The organism is Paucibacter aquatile (assembly GCF_002885975.1).
In the GTDB taxonomy this organism is placed as follows: Bacteria; Pseudomonadota; Gammaproteobacteria; order Burkholderiales; family Burkholderiaceae_C; genus Paucibacter_A; species Paucibacter_A aquatilis.
The window spans coordinates 492797-519011 of the sequence record NZ_POSP01000001.1; the positions used below are offsets into that span (position 1 = coordinate 492797).

The following is a 26215-nucleotide window of genomic DNA, read 5'->3' on the forward strand; positions in this document are numbered from 1 at the left end:
AGGCGCATGTGCGGCCACCGCCCGTAGCGCGAGCCGCTGCCGCCATGGCTGAGACAATGCGAGGCATGAGTCTTGTCGAGTTGCTCTTGCTGTCTTTGTTGGTCTTGATGCTGCTGGCGCTGTTCCTGCTCTGGCGCCAGGGGCCAGCCAGCCAGGTGGGCGAACAAGACCCGACCCTGCTGCGCCTGCAGCAGCAGCTCAGCCAAGGCAATGAGCGCCTGGAGCGCGAGCTGCGTGACGAGCTCAGCCGCAGCAGCGCCGCCACGCGGCAGGAGCTGCAGCAAAGCCTGGGCCGCTTCCAGCAGGCGCTGAGCCAGGGCTTGCAGCAGAGCAACCAGTCCCTGGGCCTGCAGGCGATTGCCGCCCGCGAGGCGCAGGACGCCGCCGGCCAGCGCCTGGCCGAGCAGCTCGGCCAACAGCTGCGCGCCCTGGCCCAGACCGTGGACCAGCGCCTGGGCCTGATCCAGCAGGACAACGAGAAAAAGCTCGAACAGATGCGCGCCACCGTGGACGAAAAACTGCACGCCACGCTGGAGCAGCGCCTGGGCGAGAGCTTCAAACAGGTGGCCGAGCGCCTGGAGCAGGTGCACCAGGGACTGGGCGAGATGCAGGGCCTGGCGCGCGATGTCGGCTCGCTGAGCCGGGTGCTGGGCAATGTCAAGACGCGCGGCATCTTTGGCGAGGTGCAACTGGCCGGCCTGCTGGAGCAGGTGTTCACGATGGAGCAGTACGCGGCGAACGTGGCCACGCGGCCGGGTAGCGCCGAGCGGGTGGAGTTTGCAATCCGCCTGCCGGGCCAGCGCCAGGACGGCCAGCCGCTCTGGCTGCCCATCGACGCCAAGTTCCCACGCGAGGACTACGAGCGCCTGCTCGATGCCCAGGACCGCGCCGACGCGCCCGCCGCCGAGGCCGCCGCCAAGGCCATCGAGCAGCGCCTGCGCACCGAGGCGCGCAGCATCCGCGAGAAGTACATCGCCCCGCCGCACAGCACCGATTTCGGCATCCTGTTCCTGCCCACCGAAGGCCTCTACGCCGAGGCCTTGCGCCGGCCCGGCCTGATGGAGGCGCTGCAGCGCGAGCACAAGGTCATGCTGGCCGGCCCGACCACGTTGCTGGCCACGCTGAACAGCCTGCAGATGGGCTTTCGCACCCTGGCGCTGGAGAAGCGCTCGGCCGAGGTCTGGGAGGTGCTGGGCGCCGTCAAGACGGAGTTCGGCAAGTTCGGCGAGGTGCTGGCCAAGACCAAGAAAAAGCTGGATGAAGCCAGCCAGACCATCGATGCGGCCGAGACCCGCACGCGGGTCATGACACGCAAGCTCAAGAGCGTGGAAGCACTGCCGGACGATGCCGCCCAGCAGCTGCTGCGCCTGAGCCTGCCGGGGGACGAGGAGCCGCTCAGCGGCGGCGGAGGTGGTGCCGAGGAGGCACCGCGTCGAGGAGGAGAACGACCGCCTTCAGCTGTTTGAAGGCGCCATTCTTCGAAAGCACGATCTTTTGACCCACGACCCCAACTCCACCGATTCCGCCAGCGATCCCCCCGCCGATCCAGACACCCTGGCCCATCAGGCCAGCGCGGCCGCCCTGCGCCGCGCCTTTCCCTGGCTGATCGCCACCCTGATCACCCTGCATGCCTGCATGGCCAGCACCCGCGTGGCGGCCAGCCTCTGGGTGCTCGATCAGGGCTATGGCGAGTGGACCGTGGGCCTCTTGCTCAGCCTCTTTGCCGTGGCGCCCATGGCCCTGGCCTTGTGGGCCGGGCGCCAGGCCGACCGCTATGGATTCCACCGCCCGGTGGGCATCGGCGTCAGCATGGCCTTGTTCGGCGCCTGTGTGGCCCTGGCCTGGCAGGGCGTCTGGACGATTGCCTTCAGCTGCCTGCTCAGCGGCGGTGCGCTCAGCGTGGCGGCCGTGGCCATCCAGCGCGAGGCCGGGCTGATGGCCGACGACCCCTCGCAGCTCAAGCGTGTGTTCAGCTGGGTGGCTTTGGGGCCGGCGCTGTCCAATGCGCTGGCGCCGGTGGTGGCGGGGCTGTTGATCGACCATGTCAGCTTCCGCGCGGCTTTCGCCCTGGCGGCCTTGCTGCCCCTGCTGTGCTGGCTCATGGCCCGGCGCGTGCCGAGCCATCCGCCCAAGCCCCAGAGCGCGGCCCAGCGTGCCCGCCCGGCTTGGGACCTGCTGCGCCAGCCGGCCCTGCGTCAGCTGCTGTTGCTCAATGTGGTGCTGGCTGCGTGCTGGGATGCGCACAGCTTTGTCGTGCCGGTGGTCGGCCATGCGCGTGGCCTCAGTGCCTCCAGCATCGGCGTGGTGCTGGGCAGCTTTGCGGTGGCGGCCACGGTGGTGCGTCTGGCCATCGTGCGCTTCTCTCAGCATCTCGATGAGCTCAAGGCCTTGCGCAGCGCCATGCTGCTGGCCACCGTGGTGCTGGCCGGTTACTACTGGCTGCCGGGCACGGCCGGCCTGATGGTGGGCTCGGCCCTGCTGGGCCTGGCCCTGGGCTCGGTGCAGCCCATGGTGTTGTCCATGCTGCACCAGGTCACGCCACATGAACGCCACGGCCAGGCCCTGGGCCTGCGCATGCTGGCCACCAATGGCGCGACCGTGGCCATGCCGGTGGGCTTCGGCCTGCTGGCGGCGGCCAGCGTGGCGGCCGCACCCATGTGGTTGATGGCAAGTGTGCTGCTGCTGGCGCAGCTGCCGGCCCGCGCCTTGAGCCGCCAACTGGCGCGCGAGCCCCTGGCCTCGACCGAAGAGCGCGTGCAAGGCTAGCCGCGAACCTATACTGGTTCAAACGGCTGCCTCCATGCAAGCGTGGCCGGGGAGAGGTGCAGACATCATGGCGAATCCTGGCTCCTCAGGCCGCCGCCGCTTGGCGTGCGCCCTGGTCTTGCTGCCGGTCGGCGTGCCGGCGCTGTGGCCCCGCCATGTGCATGCCCAGCTGCCGGCGAAGGGCGGCGGCATCGAGTTCCGCATCGCCTTCGAAGACAAGGACAGCCCCGACCACACCGGCAGCCTGACCGTGCCGGCCGAGAACCCCGGCATCATCGTCGAGATGGTGCAGATGCTGCCGGCCCGCCTGGGCGGCGAGATCCGCGTGCAGCTGCTGCGCCGGCCCTGGGCGCGCTGCCTGGCCGAGCTGGAAGCCGGCCAGGTGGATGCCATCTTCTCAAGCAGCTTCAAGCCCGAGCGTTTGAAGATCGGCCTGTATCCCATGAAGAACGGCCAGCCCGACCGGGCGCTGCGCATCGACACCAAGAGCTACAAGCTCTACACGCGGGCTGACGCCGGCCTGAGCTGGGACGGCCAGCGCTTCACCGGCCCCGAGCGGCCGCTGGAGCTGGTGGCCATGCGCGGCTACGCCATCATCGATGAGCTGCGCAAGCTGCCCGGCGTGAGCGTGTCCGAGGTGGACCGAGCCGAGGTCGCGTTCCGCATGCTGCTGGCAGGGCGCGCTCATGGCTTTGCCCAGCTCAGCGAAGCGGCCGAGCATGTGCTGCGCAACACGCCCGAATTCGACCGCGCCATCGTCAAGCTGGAGCCACCGCTGATGAGCAAGGACTACTTCCTGCAGATCAGCCATGCCTTCCACCAGCGCCACCCCAAGCTCAGCGCCCGCATCTGGCGGGCCCTGGGCGAGATCCGCCAGGGCGAGCAGGAGCGGCTGGTGGCCAAATACCTGAAGCTGAGTGCGGATTGAGCGCCCCTTCACACACACTCTTTCTTTCTCTCGGTTGCAGGGGCTTGATCGTCTGGGCTTCGGCCGGCCGCTCGTGAGCGACTGGGTTCTGGTGCAGGGAGGCTGACTGCTGGGGAGCCCGCTGCAGACGGACTTGAGGAATCTACGAAAGGGCAGGGCCGTGGATATGGGCCTGGAGCTGAACGCGAACAAGCGGCTTTTGTTTCGGCGCGTCGCCAGACTCGGCGGCGGTCGCTTCGGGGCTGCCGGCCACCAAGGCCAGGGCCAGGATGGGCGCCCAAACGGGCGCCAGTAACACCTGCTTACCGCTGAAATAGTTTGTCATGTGAACTGCTGAAACGTCTTGCCTGCTCGGCGATGGACGCGAGTCTAGGCAGGGGTTTCGCAGCTTTCAGCTCCCCCAAAGTGAGGGTTCCGACGAACGGTCGGCCGGCTCGGTTCAGCGGCCGTCTTGCGGGCCGTAAAGCATCAGGCCGGCCAGGGCGCAGGCCATGGGTTCGCGTTGATCGGCAGGCAGCTGGCGCTGCTGCCAGATGCGGCCCGGGTGCAGCACCTCGACGGCGGCGATGGAGCTGCCGCGCAGGCTGTCGACGCGGTAGCCCAGGGCCGGGGATTTGAGGCTTTGTTCGACCGGCATGCCGTTCTGGGTGCGGCGTTCGGCGATCTGGCTCATGCGGTACTCGGCGCCGCCGACGTAGAGCCGGCCCTCCAGCGGCTTCCACTCGTCCTTGAGCTCCAGGCGCACGGTCTGTGCGCCATGGCGGCAGCTGCAGTCCAGCGTGGCCTTGTTGTTCTCGAGTTGCATGCCGATCTTCAGGCCTTGCTCCTTGGCGCGGTATTCGCAGCTGCCGTCCCAATCGCGCTGACCCTTGAAGCGGTAGCTGAAGCCTTGCTTCTGGGTCTTGCTGCTGAAGAGGCCCAGCGAGCTGCTGTCGCTGCTGGTCCAGCCGCGCTTGACATGGCTGACCTGGTAGGGGCCGACCTGGAAGTCTTCGGCCGCAAACAGGCCTGTGCCTTTGGCGCGGGCGCCGACATCGAGCACCTCAGCCGTTTGGTCCAGATCGCCGGGTGCGGCCATGCGTGTGGGCGTGGTGACGCAGGCACTCAAGCCCACCAAGGTCGCCAGCAAGGCCGTCAGCGAGGCGGGTCGCCCCAGGGCCGGGGCGGGGCGGTGGGGCAGGGTTGGGGAAAAGGGTGCGTTGGCGCTCATGGTGTCGAGGTGCGGTTGGTATTGCCAGATGGGCTCGGACGGGGCGCAGTGTCGCCTGCGGATCCGCTTTGTGAACTCCTGTGATGGCCAGGCTCAGGTAAGTATCGTTTTCTGAACTTTTGTGGAGCTTGCCGCGCCGTGGCGGGCGGAGGCGGCCGATGCATCCTTCAGAATGCCGCCACGGGCCGCCTGTCGTGGCTCGCGGTTTTGCGCGCCGCTCGCATGCTCGCGTTTCGCTTGCGAATATGTTTGGCGGCCTGGTTTTTTCTGTGCCGGCTGGATCCGGCAGATTGGTCTTTCCTCATGCACATGCCCACTCGTTTCCGTGTTTCGGCCTTGTTGCTGGCCTGCAGCCTGGTGTGGCTGCCGGTTCAGCTGGCTTCGGCTCAGGCTGCGGCCCCGGCGGCCAAGTCCAGCAAGGCCGGCAGCGGCGGCAAAATTGCCAAGCCCGTGCCAGCCCCTGCGGCCCGGGCGGCGGCGCCCGCCGCGGTGCTGAAGGCCGAGTTTGTGCGCGAGCTCGGCGGCATCGAAGAGTACCGCCTGCCCAATGGCTTGCAGATCCTGCTCTTCCCCGATGAGGCGCAGAGCACAACCACGGTCAACATCACCTACCGGGTGGGGAGCCGCCACGAAAGCCAGGGCGAGTTCGGCATGGCCCATCTGCTCGAGCATCTGGTCTTCAAGGGCACGCCCACGCACCGCGACATTCCCGGTGCCTTCGCCGAGCGTGGCGTGCGTTTCAACGGCACCACCACCAGCGACCGCACCAATTACTTCGCCTCTTTCAATGCCAACGAGGACACCCTGGCCTATGTGCTGGGCCTGGAGGCGGACCGAATGGTCAACAGCTTCATCGCCAAGTCCGACCTGGACAAGGAGATGAGCGTGGTGCGCAATGAGTTCGAGCGCGGCGAGACCGAGCCCATGCAAGTGCTGTTCAAGCGCGTGCAATCGGTGGCCTACGACTGGCACCCGTACGGCAATTCGACCATCGGCCCCAAGAGCGACATCGAGAACGTGCCGATCGAGCGTCTGCAGGCTTTTTACAAGCGCTTCTACCGGCCCGACAACGCCACGGTGCTGGTGGCCGGGCGCTTTGACAAGGCGGCCGTGCTGCAGCGCATTGCCGCGCAGTTCGGCCCGCTGGTCAGGCCAGCGCAAGCCCTGCCCGTGCTGTACACCGAAGAGCCGGCTCAGGACGGCGAGCGCACGGTCACCGTGCGCCGCGTCGGTGGCCAGCCCACGGTGCTGGCTTACTACCATGTGCCTGCCATCTCGCATGCCGATTCGGCGCCGCTGCTGGTGCTCAGCCTGCTGATGTCCATGCCGCCCAGCGGCCAGCTCTACAAGGAGCTGGTGGAGAGCAAGCTGGCCATCAACGCCGGCCTGTTTGGCCTGGGGCAGGCGGCGCCCGGCGGCATCTCGGCCATGGCCATACCAGCCGCGCAGGCCGACAGCGAGAAGGTGGAAAAACTGCTGCTCGATCTGGTCGAAGGCCGGGCCGGCAAGCCCTTTGAGGAGAGCGAGTTGCAGCGCGTGCGCGAGGTGGCGCTGAACTCCTACCGCCAGCAGATGAAGAAGCCTGAGGCCTTGATCCAGCAGATCTCCGGCCTCCTGGGTGCCGGAGATTGGCGCCTGCTGTTCCAGCTGATGGAAGACCTGCCGCGTGTGACCCTGGCCGATGTGGAGCGGGTGCGCAAGGCCTATCTGCTGCCGGCCAACCGCACTCTGGGCCGCTTTGTGCCGTCCAAGGAGGTCACCCGGGTGGAGATCCCGGCGGCCCCGCCGCTCGATCAACGTCTGGCCGAGCTCAAGGGCCCGCCCAAGCTGGAGGATGGCGAGCGCTTCGATCCCACCCCCGAGCATCTGGCCGAGCGCACGCGGCGCACCGTGCTGCCCAGCGGCATCGAGTTGCAGACCCTGGCCAAGCGCACCCGTGGCAACACCGTCCATCTGCAGCTGCAGCTGCGCTGGGGCGAGCGCGAGCCGACCTTTGCCCGGCGCGGCACCGGCTGGGTCGGTGAGCTGATGTTCGAAGGCAGCCAGGGCCTGGACAAGCAGGCGCTGCAGGACCGACTGATCCGCCTCAAGGCCGGCCTGTCCATCGGCGGTGCCGACCAGGGCGCCACCATCAACCTCACGGCCGAGAAGGACAGCCTGCTCGAAGCCCTGGCCATCGTGGCCGATCTGCTGCAGCGGCCGCTGCTGCCGGCCGATGCCTTCGAACGCGTGGTCAAGCGCCATATCGCCGCGCTGGAGGGCTCGCGCCTGGAGCTGGAAACCCTGCGTCAGGAAGCCACCCGCGAGCACTACAACTTTGCCCTCGGCGTGGTGCAAGGCCATCCGGACTACCAGCTCAGCGTCAACCAGCGCCTGGCCGAGGTGAAGGCGATTCGCCTCGACGATGTACGCAGCTTCCACGCCGATTACTGGTCGGCCAACGAGGCGCGCGTCACCGCCGTCGGTGCTCTGCCTGAGGGCCTGGATGCGGCGGTCGAGCAGCTCTTCGGTCGTTGGAAGAAACCCGCTGCCGCGCGCTTTGTGCGTTATGAGGGTCGGCATGTGGACATCCCCGCGGCCCGCTTTGACGTCAGGGCCAAGGACAAGGCCAATGCGATTTTGCGCATGCGACTGGAGTTTCCGCTCAATGAGCTGGACCCTGACTACTTCCCTCTGATGCTGGCCACCCAGGTCTTCGGCGCCGGTGGCATGGAAAGCCGGCTGGCGGCGCGCGTGCGCCAGCAGGAAGGTCTGAGCTACGGCATCGGCGCCTCGCTGGGCGTGCCGCGCTGGGGCAATGACGCCACCCTGTCCATCGGCGGCAGCTTCGCACCGCAGAACCGCGACAAGGTGCTGGCCCTGGTGGACGAAGAGCTGGCCCGCATGGCGAGCGAAGGCATCAGCGAGGCCGAGCTGGCACGCGCCAAGCAGAATGTGCTGGAGGCGCGCCTGCAGGGCCGCAGCGACGACGGCCAGCTGACCGCCTCACTGGGCCACCTGGCCGAGCGTGGCGAGGGCTGGGCCGCCGTGGCGCAGCGCGAGGCGCAGATCCGCGCCGTCACGCTGGAGCAGGCCAATGCCGCTTGGGCACGCCACATCCGCCGCGAGCGCTTTGTGGTGTCCACGGCGGGAGACTTTTGACGGGCTCAGAACCAGGGCGCCATTCGTTCGGGATAGTCGCGCGGCAGGATGTGGCCGCCGGGGAAACGCAGGTGCTGTTTGGCGGCGCCGGGCATCGCGTCGAACAGGGCCTGGTTCTGCGCGGCGCTGGCGTACTCGTCATCCTCGGCGCTGAGCAGCCAGAGCTTCTTCTTGCCCGCGAGCCCCGGGAGAAAGCGCTGCGGTGACACGGCGGCCACCTTGTCGTCCAGATGCGGCGGCACGATGGCGGCCACTGCGGTAACGCGTGGCTCCAGGCTGCTCAGGATCAGCGCCATCTGCCCGCCCATGCTGTAGCCGGTGAGTTGCACCCGGCTGGCGTCGATCTGCGGCTGCGGCAGCAGCCAGTCCAGCAGCAGGCGGTAGTCCTTGATGCTGTCGATGATCATCTGCTCATAGGGCTCGCGCTTGCCCCACAGGTCCATATCGCGCATCAGGTCGAGCACGCTGTAGTCGAGGTTCTTGCGCTCGCCATGGCGGCGTGCGTCCAGGGCCAGCACGGCATAGCCTTGTTTCAAGGCCAGCTCGGTGACGAGGTGGGTGTGCTCCAGGGTTTCGCCGCCCTTGTAGCTTGCTTGCCACCAGCGCATATGGCTGCGCCCCAGCCCATGCATGGCGACCAGCAGGGGAAACGGCGCCTTGGCCTGGGCCGGATCGCTGGGGTACTGGATACGGCCGTTGACCGCCGCGCCGTCGAAGCTGATGAAGCGAATCTCCTGCGCGAGCGGGCCCAGGGCGCGCAGCTGCGGCGTGATCGGCACGGCGCCGGCATGGGCGTAGCGCGCGGCCAGGTCCTGGGCGCTGGGCTGGTAGGGGCGCAGGGCAAACAGCTGCCACCACAGCAGTCCGAGCAAGAGGGTCAGCCCCAGCAGGGCCAGACCGCCTCTTGCGAGACGGCGTGGCCATTGGCGGCCGGGCCGTGGATGTGGAGTTGGGAGGCCGGGCAAACCCGGGCGCATGGGGTGGCTGTGGCTGTTCATGGGCGCAGATTAGCCAGCCGCTTGTGAGTTGGATGTGAAGTGCCCGCCTGCTGCAGCACGTCACTGTGCCCGCTGCCGCCGCCCGGCGCGCTGCCGGGCGGGGGATTGCACACGAGTTCACAAGGACTTCAGATACTCCAGCAGCGCTCGCTTCTGTGCCTCGTCCAGCGTGGTGCCGAAGAGGTGGCCGCTGTTGCTGTTGCCGGGCAGGCGGGTGTCGAAGCGCGACGGGCCTCGGGCGGTGTCGAAGCCCACGCGTTGCGGATCGAACTCGCGGCTGCCGACCTGGAACTGGCGTGGCCGCTGCTCCACCGGCTGTAGCAGATCCCAGAGCGTCGGCACCGAGCCGTTGTGCAGATAGGGCGCGGTGGCCCAGATGCCGTTGAGCGGCCGGGCCTTGTAGATGGCATTCGGGGTCGGCGTCGGGCTGGCTTCCGCGGCGGCCGCCTGGGCTGCAGCTGGCTGGGCCTTGGGGTTGAGGACCTGTTGCAGCAGCTCGGCGCTGGGGCGCGGGGTGGCCGGGCGGGCGTTGCGCTGGGCGGCGCTGCCGCGCAACTCGTCCTGCAGCTGGGCCTCGTACTGGCTGATCAGCGCGGCCAGGGTCGCATCCAGATCGCCGAACAGCACCCCGGTCGCCGCCTGCACTGTCAGCGCGCCACCGCCGGCCTCGGCGCCGTAGCGCTGAAAGCTCGGAAAGGCCAGCGTGCCCTGCAGCGGCCCGGTCTTGGCCATGCGCATGGCAGCGGCCGTGGCCATGGCCGGATCGGTGCCGACATCGCGCATCTGTGCCGTGATGCGGCGGAAGGGGTCTTTGCGATCGATCACCGCATGGCAGCTGATGCATTGGTTCTGGTAGATCTGCTGGCCGCGCTGTACCAGGCTGGCGTCCAGCGGACCCAGCGCTTTCTCGTACCACTGTGGGGACCAGAGGCTGCGCACCCAGCCTTCGAGCTGGCCCAGCTGGCGGATGTCCACATGGTTGGGGTAGCGGCAGCCGTCCTTGCCGCAGTCGTTCACGCCGAGGCCGCCGAACACGCCCAGCACCTCGCCCACATTGCGGGTCAGCTCACCCAGGCCGAAGGGGCCGTTGGGGGCGGAGCCGTTCCACTGCACCTTGTCATGCTGGGGTGTGTCCCAGATGAAGGGGTAGGACACGGGGGCATCGGGCGCCTGGGCATTGCCGGGCTGCTGCAGGGCCACGACCAGCACCTCGTTGAAGATATTGCCGAAGGCGTCCAGCCGCGCGTGGCCTGCCGGGAAGCTGGGGGTGTTCAGTGTCAGGCGCTGGCGGCTGTCCTTGGCTTGTTGGCCCAGCGCAAGGCGCAGGGCCTGTTTCTGGGTCTCACTGGCGCCGGGGCCCAGCACGGCTTTGGCAAAGCGCTCGAACTTGGCCGTATCGGCCCAGGTGGCCTCCAGGGCGGCGACCAGCTCACGGAAGAAGAGGTTGAAATCGGCCATGGACGGGCCGCCGTCGATGCGCAGGCCGACGCCGCGCAGATTGACCTGGCTGGTGTGGCAGGCGGCACAAGTCAGGCCCAGCCAGGCCTGGGTTTGCGGCCCTTGGGTCTGGGCAAAGCCTACGGGCAGGCCGTCGTGGTTCCAGCGGCCCGGCCCGGGCTTGGCGGGCAGATAGCCCAGGCGCTCGATATTGGCGTTGCTGCGAAAGGGCTGGCTGTTGCCGGCTTGCTCCAGGGCCAGAAACCAGGTGTAGGGCACGATGCGCGAACCCTGGGTGCTGAACCAGAAGGCCATTTGCGTGGCCTCGTCCCAGCCCTGATCCAGATTGAGCACCTGCTCCGGGCCCACGGCATCGGGCACCGGCGTGCCGTCGGACATCGGCGTGATGGGGGCGCAGGCGATCAGCGCAAGCATCAGGGACAGGGACAGGGACAGGGTCAGCGGGAGCGCCAGAGGCCGGACCCGGCGTGCTTTCGTGGAGACTTTCATGTGTCGTGCTTTCCTCATGCCCCAATCGCTGCAGCAGGGGCCGGAGCGCAAACCTGGGGCATGGACAGGTGTGCGGCGGCCGTGCGGAATCAGTCGAACATGGACGTCAGCATTTGCGCATTGCTGAGGCCGCCCTGGTTGCCCAGGGTCGAGTCCGAGGCCAGGCACCAGCAGCTCAGATGCGCGAGCGCATTGACCAGGGTGGCCGAGAGCTCCAGTTGGGTGAAGGTGTTGTAGCGCGGGAAGTTGCCGCCGCTTTCCAGCTCCAGCGCGGCACGCACGTCGAAGGGCAGGGCCTTCCACCAGCTGCTGACGAAATCGTTGTAGACCCAGAGCAGCTCGACGCTGTCCTGCGCCGGCACGTCGAACCAGTCATTGGCCAGCACCGGCAGGCGCTGGCGGAACAGGATGGCGCCGCCGGCCTGGCGCGCCGCAAACAGGCCCGCCTGCAACTGGGCAAAGGCCTGGCGCGCAAAGACCTGGTTGTGGCGGTACAGCCGTGCCGCCCCTTGCCCCGGCTGCTGCGCGCTGTAGGGCAGATAGCCCAGGCCGGGCTGGAAGGGCTGCAGGCCGAACAGCGGCGGCAGGTCGTCCGACAGCACGATGTCACCGCTCGCGGGGTCACGGCTGATGGCCTGGTCGGTGTTGACGCAGACGATCAGCCGCCGCAGCCCGCGCGCCAGCAAGGCATTCAGGCCCAGGTTCTCCAGGCTGCCGCCATCGGCGAAACGGTAGTGCAGGGTGTCTTGCTCGGCCCGCTCTGCCACCGGCCAGTAGGGGTAGCGAGGCACCAGGCCGGAGAGCACGGGGTACTGCTCCTCCAGCATCTGGGCAAAGGCGGCACTGCTGCAGCCGGCGATGTCGTTGAGCGCAAAAGGCCGCGCGGGCCTGCCACTGCTGACCCAGCCGCCTCCGTTCGCCTCGCCCAGGTAGCGGCCGCCCATGGCAAAGGCGTCCAGCAGGCCGCCGCCGATGGCGCCCTGCTGGCTGGGTTGGGCCGGGAAGTTGTGGCGCACGCCGAGCTGGAAGTTGCACTCGAAGGGGATGAGGTCGGCATCCGGCCCGTCATTGCTGAAGAGGGCCGTGTTGAAGATGGCAAAGGGCCGCGCCCGCTCCACGCACAGAAAACTGCCGGGCTTGAGACCGGGGTTGTGCGCCAGGATGCCGTTCTGGCCCTGCAGATAGCGCCGGGTCCACGTGAAGTAACGTGGGTCATGGCCGCTGGCATCGGGCTGCCACAGGCCGTAGGGCTTGAACACCTGCTCGCCGATCAGGCCCTGCCAGAGCTCGTCGTTGGCATAGCCATGGCGCTCCTTCAGCGTCAGGATGGCGTCGAGGTCGCGCCACAAGCCCAGCCGGGTCGGTACCTCGCCGAGGTTGTGGGGGGGCAGGTGGTCCAGCCGGTGGGGGCCGATCAGCAAGCTCAGCTGGCTGGGGTCCAGCACGGGCTGGCCGAGAAAATCATCGTCGCTGATGTGCTCGGGCAGGTAGGTGAACAGGCTGTTGGCCCAGCTGCCGCCCGAGACCGAGGAGATCACGAAGAGCTCATCGAGCTTGCCCAGCCAGCGCAGCGCCCGCAGCTGGCCCATGGCGCAACTCAGGGCCCGGCTGCCACCACCCGAGAGGCACAGCCCGACGGCGCCCGGTACCGCTTGAGGCAGGCCTTCAAGCCCGTCACCGGGGTGCTGTCTGTCCGCAGGATTGGGGATGGGCGCCGTGCCCAGCGTTTGCGAGCCACGCGCCAAGACGGTGATACCCGCCACCAAGCGATTGCTGTCCATGGTCTGCACTCCCTGTGCGGCAAGGGGGCGGTATGGGCTCTCGTCTTGCCTGACCGTGAACTTAGGCGGCGCGCCAGCGTTTGTCCATCTGGCAGAACTTACAGCCAGACAGCCCGGGGTGACTGCGTGTAAGCGTGGCGCTGTCGTCCCGCAAACCCCTGCGCTGCTGCCCTCCTGGGCTTGCCTTCAAGGCCGTTGCGTGGCGCGCCGCCGCAGCCATCTTGCGATCAGCGTTCCCAGGCCGGCCAGGGCCAGGCCCAGCAGGCTGCTGGTGATCAGGGCCACGCTGAGCATGGAGTCGCCGCTGCCCGGAGCGCGCGGCAGCAGCTCGAGGATCAGCACGCTGGTCGGCCACATGCCGGCCGCCAGCAGCCATGCCGCCAGCGGGTGCAGGCCGCGGCGCAGCAGCCAGCTGGGGGCCATCAAGCAGGCCAGGGCCAGGACGGTCAGGATGAGAACGACCATGGAGTTGGCTGCAGGTGCGGAACGCTCAGTTCATCGGGCGCGCGGCGGTCACCGACCGTTCCGACTTACAAAGCGGTCCCGCGCTTGGCTGTACTGTGGCTCCAGCACAGCGACATTGATCGCGCGTGCGAGCTGAGCTTCGGCCTTGTCACGTTCCACTTCGGGCAGCAGCGCGAGATAGCGGAACCAGGCCCAGAGAAAGAGCCGCGCACCGAGCAGAATCAGCGGCAGGATCAGCATCACACAGGCAATGATCACTGCAAGCAGTGTCAGGAGATTGTCGTCCCGGCGGGCCGGCAGCCAGCTATCTAGCCTGCGCGCCACCAGGACCAAGGGGCTGATGGCGAGCAGCAGCGCCGACGGAAACAAGAGCCAGGCCACCAGCCGATGACGAATCCGGCACCAGCCCCGGCTTTGCGAGCACTGCAGGCGTGCGTGCTCCAAGGCGTCAAGCAATTCCCGGTTGTCCGGCTCGGCGCTCAGCGCCGCCTCCAGGCAGGCGACCGCACGGTTGAAGCGGCCGTACTGCAAAAGAATGCCGGCGCGCCGGACGGCTGGGTGTGACTTCATCCGAGGTTGGTGGTCTTTGCAATGTCAAGGCCTAAGGATAGATCAGCCGACCCGCTCAAGACATGGTGTGCTCAGTTCGTGTGCCAGTGTCGAGGGCTGATGGTTCGCTCGGCGCGCCCATCAGGCTGACGGTGGTCCAGCCCGAGGCGTGCTGCAGCTCCAGCCTCAGGCCATGGCGCTCGGCCAGGCGGCGCACGATGGGCAGGCCCAGGCCCAGGCCGGCGCTGCCTTCGCCCTTGAGGCCGGGCTGGCGGCCGGCCGCGTCGGTACCCAGCAAGGCCTCGGGCGGCGCGGCGCTGGCATTGGCAATGCTCAGGCGCTGCGCATCGGCGCTGATGCGGATCTGCGGCGTTTGCCGGTGGGCCAGGGCGTTGCCGAGCAGATTGGTCAGCAGCAGCTGAGTCAGCGCCGGTGGCCAGGGGCGGGTGAGGGTGGCCGGCACCTCAAGCTCAAGATCGATGCCCTGCTGATCCAGCAAGGGGGCGTGGGCCAGCACCAGCTGTTCGATCTGGGGCAGCAGGGCCTGCGGCTCGGCCTGACCCAAGATCGGGCTCGGGCTCAGGCTCGGGCTGGCTTCGCGGGACAGGGCCAGCAGCAACTCCACCGTTTGCTGCAACTGCCAGAGCGCGGCGCGCATGGAGTTGAGCGTGGCGCTCTGCGCAGGCGGCAAGCCCTGGCCGGCCAGGCGCTCGCAGGCCAGGCTCAGCACGGCCAGCGGTGTGCGCAGCTCGTGGCTGGCATCGCGGCTGAAGGCCTGTTCGCGGGCGATGAACTCGCGCGTGCGCTGGTTCAGCTGGGCCAGATGGGCTGCCAGCAGGCCGACCTCATCGTCGCCATAACGCGCCGCCAGATCGGTGGGTAGCTGTTCTGGCTGGCTCTGCGCCACGGTCTGCGCCAACCGGGCCAGGGGCGCACTGGTGCGCCGCGCCAGCCACCAGCCCAGGCCCAGGGCCAGCAGGGCCAGGCCGCCGCCCCAGGCGCCCAGCCAGACCAGCAGCTGCCGGCGCATGGGCCGCACGATCAGCTGGCCGCTGACCTCGGCGACCAAGAGGGCGCCCTGCTCGGGCAAGGGCCAGAGGTGGTAGTGGCGGCCTTGCTCCCCGCTGAGCTCGCGGGACCGGGGCTCGCGCAGGCGCGCCCGCGCCAGGTCTTCGGGCAGGGCCTGGCCAGGCCGGTACAGGCGGATGAAGTCCTGCGCCGGCTCGCGCCAGCCCTGGCCGGCACGAAGACTGATGTCTTGGGCTTGGGCTTCCTGGCGCAGTGCGCTGTCGAAGAACTGGTCTTCGACGGTGTAGACAAAGGCCATGGCAAAGAGGCCGAACAGCGCGCTGACCAGCACGGTGTAGCCGGTGAAGGCCAGCATCAGGCGCTGCCGCAGGCGGGCGCGGTAGCCGCTGGTGTGGAGGCTCAGGCTCATGCGGGAAGGTCCAGGCGCAGGCCGACACTGTGCACGGTCTTGACCAGGCCTTGCGCCGGCCCCAGGGCCTGGCGCAGGGTGTAGAGGTGGCTGCGCAGGGCGTCGGATTCGGGCCGCTCGTCGGCCCAGAGGGTGTGCTGCAGCTCGCTGCGGCTGAGCGTGCGCGGGTGAGCCTCGGCCAGGGCCAGCAGCAGGCGGTAGGCCTGGCGGGGCAGGGTCGGCAAGACCTGACCCTCGATGCGCACTTCGGCACTGCGCCGGTCGATTTGCAGCGGGCCGCGTTCCAGCAGGGGGCTGCGGCCCAGCTCGCCACGCCGGGACAGGGCCTGGCAGCGCCAGAGCAGTTCCTCGCCGGAAAAGGGCTTGAGCAGGTAATCGTCGGCGCCGGCGGCGAAGCCCTGACCCTTGTCGGCCAGGCTGTCGCGCGCGGTCAGCATCAGCACCGGGATGTGGCGATCGGCTTGCTGGCGCAGGCGCTGGCAGACCTGCAGCCCGTCGAGGCCTGGCAGGCCCAGGTCCAGTAGCAGCACGTCGGGCGGCTGCTCCAGGGCCAGCTGCAGGCCCAGGCGGCCGTCGCTGGCTTCCTCGACCCGCCAGCCGGCGGCCTGCAGCACCTCGACGATCTGGGCGCGCAGCGGCGCGTGGTCTTCGACCACGAGGATGCGCAGAGCCTGGCCAGTGGGTGGCGACATGGGGTGGGGTGGCTCGATCAGGGTTGCGTTTGGGTGACGGTGGCCAACGATTGTTTCGCTTCCTGGATGGTCAGGCTCAGACGCTCGTGCTTGAAGTGCGACTCGGCTAGGCGCATCAGCGAAAGCGCTTGGCGGCGGCTCGCATCATCGCCGGCATTCTTGAACTGGTAGACGCCCAGCATGGCGATCAGCTCCATTTTGTAGGCTTTGGCATCGGCGGCCAGCTGCGCTTGCACAGCGGCCTGTTCGCCCTCCAGCCAGCGCTGGGCCAGGCTCATGGTGGCTTCATCGCGGAAGGGCTGGCGAGCCTTGGGCTCCTGACCCAGCGCGCGCAGCACGGCCTCGGTCATGGCGGTGGTGGAGAAGGGGTTCTGGCCGGTGATCAGGCGGCCGTCCACCACCACCTTGGGCATCATCAGCGAGGCTTCGTCCCAGCGCGCGCCTTGGGCCTTGAGCTTGTCTTCCAGCAGCCAGGGAAACTGCGCCGCCCATTTCTTGCCGAAGGCGGCTTCTTCCTCGTTGCTGAAACCGGTGAGGCGGCGGCCGGCGACCAGGGGCTGGCCATCGGCGCGCCGCACCTCGGCCAGGGCGGCCGGGCCGTGGCAGACGGCGGCGATCACGCCGCCCTGGGCGTCCATCTCGCGCAGCAGGGTGTGCAGGCCGGGGTCTTTGGGCAGGTCGAACATGGCGCCCTTGCCGCCCATGACCAGCACGGCGCGGTAGTCGCTGGCCTTCAGTTCGGCGGTGCTGCGGGTTTGCTTCAGGGCGGCCAGGGCTTGCGGGTCGGCGGCCAGGCGGCTGTTGTAGTCGTCGCTCGGGTCGTAGCGGTCGGCCTCGACGGCGCCGCCCTTGGGGCTGGCGACCTCGACGTTCAGGCCGTTGGCACGCAGCAGCAGCCAGGCTTGGGCGAACTCGTCCATCTCAAAGCCGGGCCGGGTCTTGCCTTGGTCGCGGCCTTCACCGCTGACGACGATCAGGATCTTGCTGCTCGCGGGCGTGGCCAGGGCCGGGCTCCAGCTGGCGGCTGCCAGCAGGGCTGTGAGGGCGGTGAGTGCCGTGCTGAGACGGCGCAGGAAACGGGGTGCTTTCATTCGGGGATCTCCAGAGCTTCAGGGTGAACCCAGTCTAGAAATCCCCGTGTGAAGCCGATGTCAAGCCATGCCCTGATGCCTCAGCAAGGCATCGATCTGCGGCTCGCGGCCGCGGAAGGCCTTGAAGCTGTCCATGGCCGGCCGTGAGCCGCCGACTTCCAGGATGTTGTGCAGATAGCGGCGGCCGGTGTCGGCGTTGAACACGCCTTCCACCTCGAAGGCGCTCCAGGCATCGGCGCTGAGCAGTTCCGCCCATTTGTAGCTGTAGTAGCCGGCCGAGTAGCCGCCCGCGAAGATGTGCGAGAAGCTGTGCTGGCTTCGGTTGAAGTCGGGCGACTTCATCACCGCCACTTCGCTGCGCACCTCGTTGAGCACGGCCTGGATCTGCGCCGCGCTGCCGGTCTCGGCATGCAGGCGCATGTCGAAGAGGGCGAACTCGATCTGGCGCAGGGTCTGCATGCCGCTCTGGAAGTTCTTGGCCGCCAGCATCTTGTCGAAGAGCTCGCGGGGCAGGGGCTCGCCGCTGTCCACATGGGCGGTCAGCTGCTGCAGCACCTCCCATTCCCAGCAGAAGTTTTCCATGAACTGACTGGGCAGCTCGACGGCATCCCACTCGACACCTGAGATGCCGGAGACGCCCAGCTCGTCCACCTGGGTCAGCAGGTGGTGCAGGCCGTGGCCGAACTCGTGGAACAGGGTGGTGACGTCGTCATGCGTCAGCAAGGCCGGCTTGTCACCGACGGGCTGGGTGAAGTTGCAGACCAGCTGGGCCACCGGTGTTTGCTGCGTGCCCTCGGGTCGGGCCCAGCGGCTGCGCACCTCGTCCATCCAGGCGCCGGGGCGCTTGCCTGGGCGGGCGTAGAGGTCGAGGTAGAACTGGCCGACCAGGGCGCCATTCCGCTCCAAACGGTAGAACTTGACGGACTCGTGCCAGACCTCGGCGGCCTGCTCATGGATCGTCACCTGAAACAGGCGCTCGATGATGCTGAACAGGCCGGCCAGCACGCGCGGCACCGGGAAGTACTGGCGCACGGCTTCGTCGCTGAAGGCGTAGCGCGCTTCCTTGAGCTTTTCGGAGGCGTAGGCCGTGTCCCAGGCCTGCAGCTCGGCCAGGCCCAGCTCGCGGGCCGCGAACTCGCGCAGCTCGGCCAGGTCTTTCTCGGCAAAGGGGCGGGCGCGGCGGGCCAGGTCACGCAGGAAATCGAGCACCTGCTGCGGCGAATCGGCCATCTTGGCGGCCAGCGAAGCTTCCGCGAAATTGGCAAAACCCAGCAGCGCGGCTTCTTCCTGTCGCAGCTGCAGCAGCTCCTGCATCACGACGCTGTTGTCCTGCTCGGGCTTGTCGCCCAGCTCGCTGGCGCGCGTGACGTAGGCGGTGTAGAGCCGCTGGCGCAGGCCGCGGTGGCTGCCGTACTGCATGACAGGTAGGTAACTGGGGAAATGCAGGGTGAGCTTGAAACCTTCCTTGCCTTCGGCCTCGGCGGCGGCCCGGGCGGCTTGCACAGCGTCGGCCGGCACGCCGGCCATCTCGTCGGCGCTGGCGTAGTAGGCATAGCCGTCGGTGGCGTCCAGCACATGCTCGGAGAAGGTCTGAGCCAGCTCGGCGCTGCGCTCCTGGATGGCGGCGAAGCGGGTCTTGGCCTCGCCCTGCAGCTCGGCGCCGGAGAGCACGAAATCACGCAGCCAGAGCTTGAGCGCCTGCTGGCGCGCCGGCTTCAGCGTGGCTGCGGCCGGGCTGGCGGCGATGGCCTTGTACTTGGCGTAGAGCCGCTCGTCCGAACCCTGGCGGGTGAAGAACTCGGTGACGGCCGGCAGAGCGGCGTTGTAGGCCTCGCGCAGCTCGGGCGTGTTGGCCACGGCATTGAGGTGGCCGACGGCGCCCCAGGCGGCGCCCAGACGCTCGGTGGCCACGCCGAGGCTGGCGGACAAGGCCTCGTAGTCGGCCGGCGTGGCTTCCGATGTGGCCAGGGTCAGGGCTGCATCGGCTTCTTTCAGCAACTGCTCGACCGCCGGGGCGATGTGCTCGGGGCGGATGCTGGCAAAGGCCGGCAGGGCGGCGGTGGACAGCAGCGGATTGCTCATACGGCGCCTGCGGCTTGGGCGGCGGCGGCGGTGCGCTCGGCCGACTCGAGGGTGTTGACCAGCAGCATGGTGATGGTCATGGGGCCGACGCCACCAGGAACCGGGGTGATCCAGCCGGCCACGTCCTTGACGCCCACGAAATCGACGTCGCCGCAGAGCTTGCCTTCATCGTTGCGGTTCATGCCCACATCGATGACCACGGCGCCGGGCTTGACCATGTCGGCGGTCAGCACATCGCGCTTGCCCACGGCAGCCACGACGATGTCGGCCTGGCGGGTGTGCTGGGCCAGATCGGCGGTGCCGCTGTGGCAGACCGTCACGGTGGCATTGGCCTGCAGCAGCATCATGGCCATGGGTTTGCCGACGATGTTGGAGCGGCCGATCACCACGGCATGCTTGCCGCGCAGGTCCTTCATGCCGATGCTTTCCAGCATCTTCATGCAGCCGTAGGGCGTGCAGGCCTTGAAGCCGGTCTCACCCACCATCAGCGCACCGGCGCTCTCGATCGCGAAGCCGTCCACGTCCTTGGCGGGCGAGATGGCCTCGATGACCTTGTGATCGTCGATGTGTTTGGGCAGGGGCAGTTGCACCAGGATGCCGTGAATGGCGGGGTCCTTGTTCAGGGCCTCGACGCGGGCCAGCAACTCGGCTTCGCTCATGCTCGCGTCGTACTTTTCCAGCACCGAGTGCAGGCCGGCGTCGGCGCAGGCCTTGACCTTGTTGCGCACATAGACCTGGGAGGCTGGGTTGTCGCCCACCAGCACCACGGCCAGGCCCGGCTTCAAGCCCTGGGCCGTCAGCGCCGCGGCGCGTTGCGCCACCTCGGCGCGGACTTGTTGGGACAGGGCGTTGCCGTCGATCAGTTGGGCGGTCATGTTTGTGCTTCCAGAAATGCAACGAGGCCGCATTCAGCGGCCTCGTCAGGGTGAGTCGATATCAGGCCTTGGCCGGTGCGCCCAGGGCGATCTTGAGCAGATCAGCCACGGTGTTGGCGTTCAGCTTTTCCATGATGTTGGCGCGGTGCGCTTCCACCGTCTTGATGCTGATGCCCAGGTCATCGGCGATCTGCTTGTTCAGGCGGCCGGCGACGATGCGCTCCAGCACCTGGGATTCACGCGTGGTCAGGCGCGAGAGCAGGGCGTCGCGGCTGGCGGCTTCCTGGTGGGTGGAGAAGGCGTTGCGGGCCTGGTCCAGCATGCGCTCGACCAGGGCGACCAGCTCGTCTTCCTTGAAGGGCTTTTCGATGAAGTCCATCGCGCCCTTCTTCATGGTCTGCACCGCCATCGGCACATCGCCGTGGCCGGTGATGAAGACCACGGGCAGGGGGCTGTGGCGCTCGATCAGGCGATCTTGCAGCTCCAGGCCGCTCATGCCTTCCATGCGGATGTCGGCGATCAGACAAGCGACTTCGCGCGGGTCGTAGCGGCTGAGGAAGGACTCGGCGGAGTCGAAGCACTTGACCCGGTAGTCCTTGCCTTCGAGCAGCCATTGCAGCGAGTCGCGTACGGCCTCGTCATCATCGACGACGTAGACATTGCCCTTCTTCGGAATCAGACTCATGGTGTCGCTTGTTTGTTGTTCACTGCGGACCCCTCGGGGGATCCTGTCGTCGGTCCGAGCGATCCTGTGGGTACAGGCGGGTCCACTCGGGAGATGTCTACCGGGATGCTGAAGGCGAACCTGCAGCCCACAACAGCCTCCCCATTGTATAAGTTCTCAGCACGAATCCGGCCCTGGTGGGACTCCACGATAGACCGGCATAACCCTAGGCCGATGCCCAATCCGTCAGCCTTGGTGGAGAAGAAAGCCTCGTACATCCGGGAGATCACCTCCTCGGGCATGCCCGGGCCCATGTCGGTGACGCTGAAGTCGATATGGCCCCCGAGTTCGGGGGTGTGCTTGGGCACCACGCGCAGTTCGATGTGGCGGCGCGACACCGGCAGGCCGGCGTTGTCGATGGCCTCGGCCGCGTTCTTGAGCAGGTTCATCAAGACCTGCTCGATCAGGATGGGGTCCACCATCAGGGTCGGCAGGCGCTGCGCGATGTAGGTGTGGATGGCCACATTGCGGCGGCGCAGCTCGATGCCAGCCAGCTCGACCGCGTCCTCGACGATGTCAAAGGCCTGGGCCGGTTCGCGCTTGGGCTCGCTGCGTTTCACGAAGTTGCGGATGCGGTGGATGATCTGCCCGGCGCGCTGCGCCTGCTTGGCGGTCTTTTCCAGCGCGGCCAGCAGGTCTTCTTTCTGGATGCTGTCGTTGCGCACCCGCGAGACCATGCCGTTGCAGTAGTTGGTGATGGCAGTCAGCGGCTGGTTCAGCTCATGGGCCACGCTGGAGGCCATTTCGCCCATGGTCATCAGGCGACTGGTCATCTGCGCCTTTTCGGCCTGGCTGGCGGCCTGGGCCTCGGCATGGCGGCGGGTGGTGATGTCGGTGGCGATCAGCATCTGCGCCAGGCGGCCATCGGTCCACTGTAGATAGCGCGAGCGCACGTCGAACCACATTTCCAGCGACTCTACAAACACCTCGCGCGGATCCGAGCCCATTTCGGTCAGGGCCTGGGCGGGCAGGCCGCTGTAGTCGTCCACCTCTTCGTCGGCATCCGGGCCGCTGCTGCGGCCGAGCTGGCTGCCCGAGAGCAGGGCGTGGCCGGCCGGGTCGGCACCGAACCAGAGCCGGTAGCTGCGATTGGCGAACAAGAGCTCGCCTTGCTGCACCGAGAGCACCGACACCGCGGCGTCCAGCCCCTCCAGCACGGTGGTGAAGCGCTCGTGCGAGGCGGAGAGCTGGTCGCGCACGCGCTTGGCTTCGGTGATGTTGGTCATCGAGGTCATCCAGCCGGTCTGCTTGCCCTTGCTGTCCACCAGGGGCGAGATGTAGACGCGGCCGTCGAAGGTGGTGCCGTCCTTGCGCAGGATCTTCACTTCCACGCCGCCGGCCGGGCTGCGGCCCTGCAGCTCCTGCTGCAGCAGGCGGGCGTTTTCTTCCAGGCGGTCGGGCGGCCAGAAGGGGAAGGGTGGCTTGCGGCCGATCATTTCGGCTTCCGAGAAACCGGTCATGGCGCAGAAGGCCGGGTTGACGTAGGAGATGCGCGACTCCATGTCCATGGCCCGCATGCCGGTCAGCATGGAGTTCTCCATGGCGCGGCGGAAATTGGTTTCGCTGGACAGGGCATTCTGGATCTGCAGGCGCCGGCGCATGTGCTTCCAGGTGCCCAGCAGCATCCAGACGGTCAGCACCGAGAGCGCCACCACCATCCAGAACAAGGTGTTGCTGATCAGGCCGATGGAGGTGCGGTAGCCCTCGCCGCGCAGCACCAGGCCGTTCATGGCCGGGGCCAGGGGCACTTCGTGCTGGATCAGGGCGCGCTTGGGGCGCTTGCCCGGCATCTGCGTGACGGTGCTGGCCACGACTTGCTCGCCGGCGTCGAGGATGGCCACCACATGGCGGGTTGCCACCTCGCTGGGCACGTAGTAGCGCAGCAGGGCTTCGATCGAGTACTCGGCGATCACCACGCCGGCAAAGCCCGTGCGGTCGATCAGGGGCACATGGATCTGGAATACGCGGGTGCCGATGTTGTCGGCAAAGGGCGGCGAGTAGCTGGGCTGGCGGCGCTCGCGCGCGGCCTGGAAGGCCAGCTCGGCCGGGTTGCTCTGGTTGGCCAGGGGCATGGAGGGGTCGTTGCCCTCGGTCGTCATCAGCGACTCGTCCTGGAAGCCGGCGCCGCTGACGCTGGCGCGCGCCTCGCGGTGCTTGCTCAGCCAGGTGATGTGGGTGATCTCGGGCCGGTCGCGGGCAAAGGCCTTGGCCTGGGCGCTGAACTCCTGCGTGTCCACCGCGCGGGTGACGATCTCGCGGGCGATGCGCAGCAGCTGTTCCTGGTTGTCATTCAGGCGCACGCGGATCTGCTGCTGGGCGATCTCGCTGTCGCGCTTGACGGCCTCGGACTCGCGCTCGATTTCCTCGTTCCGCAAGTACCAAAAGGCCAGGATGATGGCGGTCAGGAAGAGCAGGACCGAGATCAGCGGGCCCAGGGTGGCGAAGCGGTCCTGCCGCGAGGGCGACTGGCTGAGCCACCAGCGCACCAGCACCCGGCGCAGCGGTTGAACCATCTGGCGCGCGGCGCCTTGGAGATCGGTAAGAAAAGACATAGCGGGCGATTATCCGGGTGCGGCCGAGCGCCTGAGTTTGACAACTTCATGTAATTGATTTCGCAATACGAAATGCTTTCGCACCATTTGAGAGTGGCGAAATCTTGTGCGACACTCGCCGCAAACGCACACGACGTTCAAGCCGTTGCCATGTCCGGAAGTTACGCCGGGCAAGGTTTTTTAGCCTGAGGATGCGCGGGTGTCGCCAGCCAGTGGCCGGCCGCCGCCATCCCCAAGAGTCAAATCTTCGGAGACAAGCCATGTCCGCGCAGCCCCAGTCCCTTCCAGGCGCCGCCGCCACTGACACCGACACGCAGGAAACCAAGGAATGGCTGGACGCGCTGTCCGCCGTCATCGGTGAAGAAGGCGGTGAACGTGCGCATTTCCTGCTCAACACCCTGATCGAGCATGCGCGCCAGTCCGGCATCGACGTGCCGTTCTCGGCCACCACGGCCTACGTGAACACCATCCCGGCCGACCAGGAAGCGCGCTGCCCCGGCAATATCGAGATCGAAAAGCGCCTGCGCGCCTATATGCGCTGGAACGCCATGGCCATGGTCGTGCGCGCCAACCGCCTGAACCCGGCGGACGGCGGTGATCTGGGCGGCCACATCGGCTCGTTTGCCTCGCTGGCCTCCATGCTGGGCGCCGGCTTCAACCATTTCTGGCATGCCGAGAGTGAAAACCACGGCGGCGATCTGCTCTACATCCAGGGCCACAGCTCACCCGGCATCTACGCTCGCGCTTTCCTCGAAGGCCGCTTGAGCGAAGACCAGCTCGACAACTTCCGCCAGGAAGTGGACGGCAAGGGCCTGTCCAGCTACCCGCACCCGAAGCTGATGCCCGAGTTCTGGCAGTTCCCGACCGTGTCCATGGGTCTGGGCCCCTTGATGGCCATCTATCAGGCCCGCTTCCTGAAGTACCTGCATGCCCGCGGCATCGCCAACACCGAGAACCGCAAGGTCTGGGCCTTCATGGGCGACGGCGAGATGGACGAGCCGGAAAGCCTGGGCGCCATCGGCCTGGCCGCGCGCGAAGGCCTGGACAACCTGGTCTTCGTCATCAACTGCAATCTGCAGCGCCTGGACGGTCCGGTGCGCGGCAACGGCAAGATCATTCAGGAACTCGAAGGCGAGTTCCGCGGCAGCGGCTGGAACGTCATCAAGCTGATCTGGGGCAAGGGCTGGGACGAGCTGCTGGCGCGCGACAAGAGCGGCAAGCTCAAGCAGCTGATGATGGAAACCGTGGACGGCGACTACCAGGCCATGAAGGCCAATGACGGCGCCTACGTCCGCAAGCACTTCTTCGGCAAATACCCCGAGACCGCCAAGCTGGTCGAGCACATGAGTGACGAAGAGATCTTCGAGCTGCGCCGCGGTGGCCACCAGCCCGAGAAGGTCTTCGCCGCCTTCCACAAGGCCCACCACAACACCACGGGCCAACCGACCCTGCTGCTGGTCAAGACCGTCAAGGGCTATGGCATGGGCAAGGCCGGTGAAGGTAAGAACACCGTCCACCAGACCAAGAAGCTGACCGACGAAGACATCAAGTACATCCGCGACCGCTTCGGCATCCCCATCCCCGACAGCGAGCTGCCCAAGCTGCCCTACTACAAGCCGGCCGACGACACGCCCGAAATGCGCTATCTGCATGAGCGCCGCAAGGCCTTGGGTGGTTACCTGCCGCAGCGCCGCGTCAAGGCCGAAGAGACCTTCAGCGTGCCCGCTTTGGATGTCTTCAAGGCCGTGCTCGAGCCCACCGCCGAAGGCCGTGAGATCTCGACCACGCAAGCCTATGTGCGCTTCCTGACCCAGCTGCTGCGCGACAAGGATCTGGGCCCGCGCGTCGTGCCCATCCTGGTCGACGAGGCCCGCACCTTCGGCATGGAAGGCCTGTTCCGCCAGATCGGCATCTACAACCCCAAGGGTCAGAACTACACCCCGGTCGACAAGGACCAGGTGATGTACTACCGCGAGGCCAAGGACGGCCAGATCCTGCAGGAAGGCATCAACGAAGCCGGCGGCATGGCCAGCTGGATCGCGGCGGCCACGAGCTACTCGACGAACAACCGGGTCATGATCCCGTTCTACGTCTACTACTCGATGTTCGGCTTCCAGCGCATCGGTGACCTGGCCTGGGCGGCCGGCGATATGCAAGCGCGCGGCTTCCTGCTGGGCGGCACCTCGGGCCGCACCACGCTGAACGGCGAAGGCCTGCAACATGAAGACGGCCACAGCCACATCCTGGCCGGCACCATCCCCAACTGCGTCAGCTACGACCCGACCTTCGCGCACGAAGTGGCGGTGATCATGCAGCACGGCCTCAAGCGCATGGTGGAAGACCAGGAGAACGTGTTCTTCTACCTGACCCTGCTGAACGAAAACTACGCCATGCCGGGGCTCAAGGTCGGCACCGAGGCGCAGATCCTCAAGGGCATGTACCTGCTGGAAGAAGCCCAGGCCGGCACCGCGCTGACGGTCAATCTGCTCGGCTCCGGCAGCATCCTGCGCGAAAGCCAGGCGGCCAAGGTCTTGTTGGAACAGGAGTGGGGCGTGGGCGCCCATGTCTGGAGCTGCCCGAGCTTCAACGAGCTGGCCCGCGACGGCCAGAACGCCGAGCGTTGGAACCTGCTGCACCCGACCGAGCTGTCCTGCGTGCCCTTCGTGACCCAGCAGCTGAGCCGCACCAGCGGCCCGGTTGTGGCCTCGACCGATTACATGAAGAACTACGCGGAACAGATCCGCGCCTTCATCCCGGCCGGCCGCAGCTTCAAGGTGCTGGGTACCGATGGTTTCGGCCGTTCGGACTTCCGCTCCAAGCTGCGTGAGCACTTCGAAATCAACCGCCACTACATCGTCGTCGCTGCGCTCAAGAGCCTGGCCGATGAAGGCAAGATCCCGGCCGCCAAGGTGGCCGAGGCGATTGCCAAGTACGGCCTCAACGTCAACAAGATCAACCCCCTGTACGCTTGATCGC

General features: G+C 67.4%; 19 protein-coding genes. 5 read left to right on the plus strand and 14 right to left on the minus strand.

From position 1 onward, the window contains the following. Positions 1-65 precede the first annotated feature (65 nt). The 3 genes from C1O66_RS02195 (at position 66) to C1O66_RS02205 (ending at position 3694) form a co-directional block, all read left to right on the plus strand. Entirely contained in the window at positions 66-1466 is a 1401-nt protein-coding gene (locus C1O66_RS02195; protein ID WP_102766349.1) for a DNA recombination protein RmuC, read from the plus strand. 28 nt (positions 1467-1494) lie between these two features. Further along, positions 1495-2766 (plus strand): MFS transporter, encoded by a 1272-nt coding sequence (locus C1O66_RS02200; RefSeq protein WP_102766350.1) that lies wholly within the window; start codon positions 1495-1497, stop codon positions 2764-2766. A gap of 67 nt (positions 2767-2833) precedes the next feature. Next, positions 2834-3694, plus strand: a complete 861-nt coding sequence (locus tag C1O66_RS02205) for a substrate-binding periplasmic protein (protein WP_165794425.1) — start codon at positions 2834-2836, stop codon at positions 3692-3694. A 142-nt stretch (positions 3695-3836) separates the two neighbouring features. On the opposite strand, the gene C1O66_RS02210 is transcribed toward C1O66_RS02205, so the two are convergent. Continuing rightward, the gene (locus tag C1O66_RS02210) at positions 3837-4019 is read right to left on the minus strand and encodes a hypothetical protein (RefSeq protein WP_102766352.1); all 183 of its coding nucleotides are present in this window, start codon (positions 4017-4019) and stop codon (positions 3837-3839) included. Between the two features lie 114 nt (positions 4020-4133). Further along, entirely contained in the window at positions 4134-4904 is a 771-nt protein-coding gene (locus C1O66_RS02215; RefSeq protein ID WP_133155071.1) for a hypothetical protein, read from the minus strand. Between the two features lie 303 nt (positions 4905-5207). On the opposite strand from C1O66_RS02215, the gene C1O66_RS02225 reads away from it, so the two are divergent. Then, positions 5208-8045 (plus strand): M16 family metallopeptidase, encoded by a 2838-nt coding sequence (locus C1O66_RS02225; protein WP_165794426.1) that lies wholly within the window; start codon positions 5208-5210, stop codon positions 8043-8045. A 5-nt stretch (positions 8046-8050) separates the two neighbouring features. Here C1O66_RS02225 and C1O66_RS02230 read toward each other — a convergent pair whose 3' ends face one another. The 12 genes from C1O66_RS02230 to C1O66_RS02285 form a co-directional block, all read right to left on the minus strand. Continuing rightward, entirely contained in the window at positions 8051-9043 is a 993-nt protein-coding gene (locus C1O66_RS02230; protein ID WP_102766356.1) for a dienelactone hydrolase family protein, read from the minus strand. Between the two features lie 117 nt (positions 9044-9160). Then, positions 9161-10990 carry a di-heme-cytochrome C peroxidase gene (locus C1O66_RS02235; RefSeq protein WP_102766357.1) on the minus strand — a complete coding sequence of 610 codons (1830 nt, stop codon included), beginning with the start codon at positions 10988-10990 and terminating at the stop codon, positions 9161-9163. 89 nt (positions 10991-11079) lie between these two features. Next, positions 11080-12771 carry a hypothetical protein gene (locus C1O66_RS02240; protein WP_102766358.1) on the minus strand — a complete coding sequence of 564 codons (1692 nt, stop codon included), beginning with the start codon at positions 12769-12771 and terminating at the stop codon, positions 11080-11082. 186 nt (positions 12772-12957) lie between these two features. Continuing rightward, on the minus strand, positions 12958-13236 hold the full coding sequence (locus C1O66_RS02245; RefSeq protein WP_102766359.1) for a hypothetical protein: 279 nt from the start codon (positions 13234-13236) through the stop codon (positions 12958-12960). A gap of 48 nt (positions 13237-13284) precedes the next feature. Beyond that, complete coding sequence (locus tag C1O66_RS02250) at positions 13285-13806, minus strand: hypothetical protein (protein ID WP_102766360.1); 522 nt, start codon at positions 13804-13806, stop codon at positions 13285-13287. Between the two features lie 55 nt (positions 13807-13861). After that, positions 13862-15223: a sensor histidine kinase gene (locus C1O66_RS02255; RefSeq protein WP_102766361.1), complete on the minus strand. Its 1362-nt coding sequence runs from the start codon at positions 15221-15223 to the stop codon at positions 13862-13864. Further along, positions 15220-15915 carry a response regulator transcription factor gene (locus C1O66_RS02260; RefSeq protein WP_102766362.1) on the minus strand — a complete coding sequence of 232 codons (696 nt, stop codon included), beginning with the start codon at positions 15913-15915 and terminating at the stop codon, positions 15220-15222. The genes C1O66_RS02255 and C1O66_RS02260 overlap by 4 nt, the downstream gene beginning before the upstream one ends. Before the next feature lie 17 nt (positions 15916-15932). After that, on the minus strand, positions 15933-17006 hold the full coding sequence (locus C1O66_RS02265) for a type 1 glutamine amidotransferase domain-containing protein (RefSeq protein WP_102766363.1): 1074 nt from the start codon (positions 17004-17006) through the stop codon (positions 15933-15935). A gap of 60 nt (positions 17007-17066) precedes the next feature. Continuing rightward, positions 17067-19088: a M3 family metallopeptidase gene (locus C1O66_RS02270; RefSeq protein ID WP_102766364.1), complete on the minus strand. Its 2022-nt coding sequence runs from the start codon at positions 19086-19088 to the stop codon at positions 17067-17069. Then, positions 19085-19963: a bifunctional methylenetetrahydrofolate dehydrogenase/methenyltetrahydrofolate cyclohydrolase FolD gene (gene folD, locus C1O66_RS02275; RefSeq protein WP_102766365.1), complete on the minus strand. Its 879-nt coding sequence runs from the start codon at positions 19961-19963 to the stop codon at positions 19085-19087. Before folD ends, C1O66_RS02270 begins: the two co-directional genes overlap by 4 nt. 61 nt (positions 19964-20024) lie before the next feature. Further along, complete coding sequence (locus C1O66_RS02280) at positions 20025-20648, minus strand: response regulator transcription factor (RefSeq protein ID WP_102766366.1); 624 nt, start codon at positions 20646-20648, stop codon at positions 20025-20027. After that, positions 20645-23239: a PAS domain S-box protein gene (locus C1O66_RS02285; RefSeq protein WP_102766367.1), complete on the minus strand. Its 2595-nt coding sequence runs from the start codon at positions 23237-23239 to the stop codon at positions 20645-20647. The genes C1O66_RS02280 and C1O66_RS02285 overlap by 4 nt, the downstream gene beginning before the upstream one ends. Before the next feature lie 260 nt (positions 23240-23499). On the opposite strand from C1O66_RS02285, the gene aceE reads away from it, so the two are divergent. Further along, positions 23500-26211: a pyruvate dehydrogenase (acetyl-transferring), homodimeric type gene (aceE, locus tag C1O66_RS02290; protein WP_102766368.1), complete on the plus strand. Its 2712-nt coding sequence runs from the start codon at positions 23500-23502 to the stop codon at positions 26209-26211. The last annotated feature ends 4 nt before the right edge of the window (positions 26212-26215 follow it).

Bases quoted from the DNA above. Each gene is read 5' to 3' on its own strand.
- C1O66_RS02195 (WP_102766349.1), top strand. From the start codon at position 66: ATGAGTCTTGTCGAGTTGCTCTTGCTGTCTTTGTTGGTCTTGATGCTG.
- C1O66_RS02205 (WP_165794425.1), top strand. From the start codon at position 2,834: ATGGCGAATCCTGGCTCCTCAGGCCGCCGCCGCTTGGCGTGCGCCCTG.
- C1O66_RS02210 (WP_102766352.1), bottom strand. From the start codon at position 4,019: ATGACAAACTATTTCAGCGGTAAGCAGGTGTTACTGGCGCCCGTTTGG.
- C1O66_RS02215 (WP_133155071.1), bottom strand. From the start codon at position 4,904: ATGAGCGCCAACGCACCCTTTTCCCCAACCCTGCCCCACCGCCCCGCC.
- C1O66_RS02225 (WP_165794426.1), top strand. From the start codon at position 5,208: ATGCACATGCCCACTCGTTTCCGTGTTTCGGCCTTGTTGCTGGCCTGC.
- C1O66_RS02230 (WP_102766356.1), bottom strand. From the start codon at position 9,043: ATGAACAGCCACAGCCACCCCATGCGCCCGGGTTTGCCCGGCCTCCCA.
- C1O66_RS02235 (WP_102766357.1), bottom strand. From the start codon at position 10,990: ATGAAAGTCTCCACGAAAGCACGCCGGGTCCGGCCTCTGGCGCTCCCG.
- C1O66_RS02240 (WP_102766358.1), bottom strand. From the start codon at position 12,771: ATGGACAGCAATCGCTTGGTGGCGGGTATCACCGTCTTGGCGCGTGGC.
- C1O66_RS02245 (WP_102766359.1), bottom strand. From the start codon at position 13,236: ATGGTCGTTCTCATCCTGACCGTCCTGGCCCTGGCCTGCTTGATGGCC.
- C1O66_RS02250 (WP_102766360.1), bottom strand. From the start codon at position 13,806: ATGAAGTCACACCCAGCCGTCCGGCGCGCCGGCATTCTTTTGCAGTAC.
- C1O66_RS02255 (WP_102766361.1), bottom strand. From the start codon at position 15,223: ATGAGCCTGAGCCTCCACACCAGCGGCTACCGCGCCCGCCTGCGGCAG.
- C1O66_RS02260 (WP_102766362.1), bottom strand. From the start codon at position 15,915: ATGTCGCCACCCACTGGCCAGGCTCTGCGCATCCTCGTGGTCGAAGAC.
- C1O66_RS02265 (WP_102766363.1), bottom strand. From the start codon at position 17,006: ATGAAAGCACCCCGTTTCCTGCGCCGTCTCAGCACGGCACTCACCGCC.
- C1O66_RS02270 (WP_102766364.1), bottom strand. From the start codon at position 19,088: ATGAGCAATCCGCTGCTGTCCACCGCCGCCCTGCCGGCCTTTGCCAGC.
- folD (WP_102766365.1), bottom strand. From the start codon at position 19,963: ATGACCGCCCAACTGATCGACGGCAACGCCCTGTCCCAACAAGTCCGC.
- C1O66_RS02280 (WP_102766366.1), bottom strand. From the start codon at position 20,648: ATGAGTCTGATTCCGAAGAAGGGCAATGTCTACGTCGTCGATGATGAC.
- C1O66_RS02285 (WP_102766367.1), bottom strand. From the start codon at position 23,239: ATGTCTTTTCTTACCGATCTCCAAGGCGCCGCGCGCCAGATGGTTCAA.
- aceE (WP_102766368.1), top strand. From the start codon at position 23,500: ATGTCCGCGCAGCCCCAGTCCCTTCCAGGCGCCGCCGCCACTGACACC.